Origin of the sequence: Cupriavidus lacunae, assembly GCF_003353055.1 — a bacterium.
Taxonomy (GTDB): domain Bacteria; phylum Pseudomonadota; class Gammaproteobacteria; order Burkholderiales; family Burkholderiaceae; genus Cupriavidus; species Cupriavidus lacunae.
On record NZ_QKWJ01000182.1, the window covers coordinates 1 to 4,545 of the forward strand.

General features: G+C 67.1%; 4 protein-coding genes. 1 reads left to right on the forward strand and 3 read right to left on the reverse strand.

The genetic code is table 11. The features are described 5' to 3' along the window. Nucleotides 1-181: 181 nt before the first annotated feature. From DN412_RS42245 to wrbA, 3 genes are read right to left on the reverse strand one after another with little or no spacing between them, the layout of a single operon-like run. The gene (locus DN412_RS42245; protein WP_115216910.1) at nt 182-1,600 is read right to left on the reverse strand and encodes an FAD-binding oxidoreductase; all 1,419 of its coding nucleotides are present in this window, start codon (nt 1,598-1,600) and stop codon (nt 182-184) included. 19 nt (nt 1,601-1,619) lie between these two features. Then, on the reverse strand, nt 1,620-2,027 hold the full coding sequence (locus tag DN412_RS42250) for a DUF2069 domain-containing protein (RefSeq protein WP_115216911.1): 408 nt from the start codon (nt 2,025-2,027) through the stop codon (nt 1,620-1,622). Continuing rightward, complete coding sequence (wrbA, locus tag DN412_RS42255; RefSeq protein WP_078195918.1) at nt 2,024-2,626, reverse strand: NAD(P)H:quinone oxidoreductase; 603 nt, start codon at nt 2,624-2,626, stop codon at nt 2,024-2,026. The genes DN412_RS42250 and wrbA overlap by 4 nt, the downstream gene beginning before the upstream one ends. Before the next feature lie 162 nt (nt 2,627-2,788). Here wrbA and DN412_RS42260 point away from each other — a divergent pair, with 162 nt between their 5' ends. Continuing rightward, the gene (locus DN412_RS42260; RefSeq protein WP_115216912.1) at nt 2,789-4,132 is read left to right on the forward strand and encodes a YihY family inner membrane protein; all 1,344 of its coding nucleotides are present in this window, start codon (nt 2,789-2,791) and stop codon (nt 4,130-4,132) included. Nucleotides 4,133-4,545 lie beyond the last annotated feature (413 nt).

A 4,545-nucleotide genomic window follows, 5' to 3' on the forward strand; every position in this document is an offset into this window, starting at 1 on the left:
TCAAGAAAAGGCCTTCCGCCTGCTCAACGTCAGCCCCGTCGCCTGTACCCAGTAATCGACTCGCTCGCGCGCGCATAACCGTGAGAAATCAAGGCATTAGCGCGCCGCGAGCTCAAAGTTCGGGCTAGAGGAGGCGGCGGCATATATCCGCGCCGAACTGGCGCGATGATGGCGCGGCGCGTCAGACCACCTTGCCGGGATTCATCAGCCCCATCGGATCGAGCGCGCGCTTGATCGCGCGCATCATCGCCAGCTCGACCTCGCTCTTGTAGAGCCGGTTTTCCTCGCGCTTGAGCTGGCCCAGCCCATGCTCGGCGGAGATCGAGCCGTTATGCGAGCGCACACTGTCGTGCACGATGCGGTTGACCTGGTCCTGGTGGGTCAGGAACGCTTCATGGTCGACCCCTTCCGGCGGCGACACGTTGTAGTGCAGGTTGCCGTCGCCAAGGTGGCCGAAGGTCACCATGCGTGCGCCGGGGAAGGCGTTTTGCAGCAGCGCGTCGGTGGTCTCGATAAAGTCCGCCACGCGCGACACCGGCACGGCGATATCGTGCTTGATGTTCTTGCCGTCTTCCACCTGCGCCAGCGGGATATGCTCGCGCAGGTTCCAGAAATCGCGCGACTGCTGCACCGATTCTGCCACCACCGCGTCGGCGACCACGCCGGCGTCGAAGGCGGCCGACATCATGGTTTCGAAGATGCCGCGCGCATGGGCTTCGCTTTCGCTGTCGGACAGTTCCAGCAGCACCAGTTGCGGGTGGATATCCGCGAACGGATAGCGCAGCTGCGGGAAGTGCCGCGTCACCAGCGTCATGCTGAGCGCAGACATCAGCTCGAACCCGGTCAGCATGGCGCCCGCGTGCGATTGCGCGATGGCCAGCAGCGCCAGCGCCGCGCGCGGGCTCTGCACCGCGGCCAGCGCCGTGACCGAGGCGCGCGGCAGCGGGAACAGCTTCATCACCGCGGCGGTGATGATACCCAGCGTGCCTTCGGCGCCGATAAAGAGATCGCGCAGGTCATAGCCGGTGTTGTCCTTGCGCAGGCCGCGCAGGCCGTGCCAGATCTCGCCCGACGGCGTTACCACTTCCAGCCCCAGGCACAGTTCGCGCGTGTTGCCGTAGCGCAGCACCGCGGTGCCGCCGGCGTTAGTCGACAGGTTGCCGCCAATGGTGCAGCTGCCCTCGGCCGCCAGGCTCAGCGGGAACAGCCGGCCGTGCTCGCGCGCCACGTCCTGCAGGTGCTGCAGCACCACGCCGGCCTCGACCGTGATGGTGTTGTTGAGCGGATCGACCTGGCGGATGCGGGCGAGGCGCTGCAGCGAGACCACCACCTGGTCCTGCCCGGCCACCGGCGTGGCGCCGCCGCACAGGCCGGTGTTGCCGCCTTGTGGCACCACGGCGATCTTGTGCGCATGGCAGGCGTGGACCACCTCGGCGACTTCCTCGGTGGTGCCTGGACGCAGCACCGCCAGCGCCTCGCCGCTGTAGCGCTTGCGCCAGTCGGTCAGGTAGGGCGCCTTGTCGGCCGCGTCGGTCAGCACGTGCTGCGCACCCAGCGCGGCGCGGCACAGTGCGAGGAAGGAGTCTTGAGGCGAGGTCATGGCGATGGCGGGATGAGGTTCAGGACTTGGGCGCGGCGGCCTTGCCGGCCGCGCGGGCGCGGCGCTTGTATGGCCGCAGGTACAGGATGGTGCTGGTGAAGAACACCAGCGTCAGCGCAACCTCCACCCACGCCAGCGTGGAGGAGGGCGCCCGGTCGCTGGTGGCGCGCACGATCCCTTCGGTGAAGAACAGCAGGATCAGCATCGACGACCACTGCATGGTGTAGCGATTGCGCGTGAGCATGCCGCGCAGCGGCAACAGCAGCGGCAGGAACTTGATGACCAGCCACGATCCGCCCGGGCGCAGCGGCGCCAGGAACCATTCCCAGGCGATGCACAGCACCATCAGCGCCAGCAGGCTGCCGACGCTGAAGCGGTACAGCCAGGGGCTGTGCAGCGCCTGGTCGCTGTTGGAAATGGGGGTCATGCCGCGTCTCCCGTCAGGCGCAGCGCAGTCTGCGCCAGCCGCCGGCCCATGGCGATGGCCAGCGCCGATTCGTCTTCCGTGACCGGGCCGCGATTGTCGCCGTGGGCATGGTGGCTGGGGCCGTAGGGCGTGCCGCCGGAGGCGGTGGTCATCAGGCCCTTCTCGGAATAGGGCAGGCCCAGGATCATCATGCCGTGGTGAAGCAGCGGCAGCATCATCGACAACAGCGTGGTTTCCTGCCCGCCGTGCAGGCTGCCGGTGGCGGTGAACACGCAGGCCGGCTTGCCGGTCAGCGCGCCCGACAACCACTGGCCCACGGTGCCATCCAGGAAGTACTTCATCGGCGCGGCCATATTGCCGAAGCGGGTGGGGCTGCCCAGGGCCAGCCCGGCGCATTCCTCCAGGTCGCGCAGCTCGGCATAGGGCGGGCCGTCGGCCGGGATATCGGACGCGGTGGCCTCGCACACGGTGGAAACCGGCGGCACCGTGCGCAGCCGGGCCTGGGCGCCGGGCACGCTGTCGATACCGTTGGCGATCAGTTCGGCAAGTTTGCGGGTGCTGCCGTGGCGGCTGTAGTACAGGACGAGGATGTCGGTCATGGAGCGGGATGGCCGGCGGTGGAGGGCGGTGCACAGAGGATGCCGGAAACAATGCGCGTATTATAGATGCGCCCCCCGCGCCATCTCCCATCGGCCTCGCGCCCCAGGCGCAGCGGGGGCGCCCATCGATCCGACAGACCAGATCCAGGAGGTTGTTTGCGCATGATTGGAGCCCGCGTCGCCCGCCTGCGCCGGGAATGGAACCTGCAGAAGCTACGCGCCCTGACGCGCTATGCGCTGCGCCGCGCCGGCGAAGACCGGCTGCCGCAGGTCTCGGCCAGCCTGACCTTCACCACCGTGCTGGCCGTGGTGCCGGTGCTGACGGTGGCGTTCGCGCTGCTGGCCGCCTTCCCGGTGTTCCGCGACTTTCGCAACGCCATCGAGGCGTTCCTCTTCCAGAACCTGATCCCCGGCAATGTCAGCGAATCGATCCAGCGCTACCTGGGCATGTTCGCCAAGAGCGCGCGCGGGCTGACCGCGATGGGCCTGGGCGGGCTGATGGTCACCTCGGTGCTGACCATGCTGACCGTCGAAGACGCGCTCAACGCGATCTGGCGCGTCAAGCAGCGCCGCCCGCTGGCGCAACGGGTGCTGGTGTTCTGGGCGGTGCTGACCTTCGGGCCGGTGCTGATCGGCGCGAGCCTGTCGATCAGCTCCTACCTGATCTCGGTCTCGGCCGGCTATGTCGGCACCATGCCGGTGGGGCTGGGCCTGCTGGTGGGCGCGACGCCGGTGCTGCTGTCGGCGCTGGCCTTTGCCTTCCTGTACACAGCCGTGCCGAATGCCTATGTTGAGTGGCGCGATGCCATCGTGGCCGGTTTGGTGGCGGCAATCGCCTTCGAGTTTGCCAAGCGCGGCTTCGGCTATTTCATCACGCATATCCCGACTTACACGGCGGTCTACGGCACCTTTGCGGCGCTGCCGATCTTCCTGCTGTGGATCTATCTGAGCTGGCTGGTGACGCTGCTGGGTGCGACCATCGCAGCCAATCTGCCGGTGATCCGGCAGGGTTACTGGCGCCGCCGCACCTTTGCCGGCAGCGAGTTCTTCGATGCGCTGGGCGTGCTGCTGCTGCTCTACCGCGCGCGCGATGAGGTGCCGCGCAGCGTTGGCGAACTGGACCTGAGCCGCAAGCTGCGGGTCGAGGCCGATTACCTGGCGGGGTTGCTGGGCAAGCTCAAGGCCATGCACCTGATCGGGCGCCTGCAGCAGGAGCGTGGCCAGGCTCACTGGGCGCTGTTGTGCGATCCGTCGCAGGTGACGCTGCGCACGCTGCATGACCGGCTGGTGCTGAACCTGCCGAGGCTGCCGCGCACCGCGCTGGCGCAGCAACTGCGGGGGGCTGATGCGCTCAAGGCGGTTTTGGATAATCCGCAGTTGGATCAGACGCTGGAGGCGGTGTTTCGGCAGCAGGTCGTGGATTTGCCTCCGGCGGGTGACGGAGATGGGGTTGGGCAGCGGAGGGTGCTGGAGGTGGTGCCGCCGGGGTGGCATGGGCAGGTTTGAGGTTTCCTGTGGGGTGCTTGTTGGTCTGGTTATGTAGGTCGGGTTCGATGTTGTCGTAGATTTAACCGCTTGGTTCCGCCCTGCTGGGCGGGTCACTTTTTGTCCGAGCGACAAAAAGTAACCAAAAAACGCGTCGCCTCTGGCGGCTGGCCACCAATTTGGCGGCGGGGGTGATTCGGGCGGTGGTGATTTCCGTTCGATGGGGTTGGTGGTTCGACCCTGCTACGCACCCTGTCCGGTGCCTACGTCGACGGACTATTGGACGAACCCGACTTTAGGTTATTGGCAGCCTGCTAACGAGGTCATCGGTAGGACGCCTACGGCTGCGCTGCGCGCACTCAGTATCGTAGGTCGGGTGCCCGGGCACGGAGTGCGTCGCTGCGCTCGCACGGGGCTGTCGTGATGCTGGGCCA

Excerpts from the sequence above, each read along its gene's own strand:
- DN412_RS42260 (WP_115216912.1), top strand. The coding sequence starts at position 2,789 with ATGATTGGAGCCCGCGTCGCCCGCCTGCGCCGGGAATGGAACCTGCAG.
- DN412_RS42250 (WP_115216911.1), bottom strand. The coding sequence starts at position 2,027 with ATGACCCCCATTTCCAACAGCGACCAGGCGCTGCACAGCCCCTGGCTG.
- wrbA (WP_078195918.1), bottom strand. The coding sequence starts at position 2,626 with ATGACCGACATCCTCGTCCTGTACTACAGCCGCCACGGCAGCACCCGC.
- DN412_RS42245 (WP_115216910.1), bottom strand. The coding sequence starts at position 1,600 with ATGACCTCGCCTCAAGACTCCTTCCTCGCACTGTGCCGCGCCGCGCTG.